General features: G+C 70.3%; 1 protein-coding gene. It reads right to left on the bottom strand.

Features of this window, described 5'->3' with window-relative positions; all coding sequences use genetic code 11:
* Positions 1-236 (bottom strand): condensation domain-containing protein (locus SB786_RS37680; RefSeq protein WP_410731770.1); only part of this gene is annotated, 236 nt, incomplete at both ends.

The raw sequence follows: 236 nt of genomic DNA, 5'->3' as shown, positions 1-236 counted from the left end.
CTCCAGCAGAAGCGATGGCGCGTGTCGGTTTCCTGGATCAGCGTGCAGCGGAACAATGGCGCACGGCGCAGATCGAAGCCGCGCTGCCGGTCGTCGGCGAGGAACGCGTCGAAGTCCTGCGCGCGGCGCGTCGCGTCGCGGTGTCGCCAGTCGACGAAGCTCCACGGCAGGTCGACCGTATGCAGCACGGTCTGGACCGGGCGTTCGCGGTCGGCCCAGGCGAACGCGGTGCGCAG

Source organism: Burkholderia sp. SIMBA_062 (assembly GCF_046534765.1).
In the GTDB taxonomy this organism is placed as follows: Bacteria; Pseudomonadota; Gammaproteobacteria; order Burkholderiales; family Burkholderiaceae; genus Burkholderia; species Burkholderia ambifaria.
Note: the sequence above shows the minus strand (reverse complement) of the source record. Positions and strands in the feature narration are given on the sequence as shown.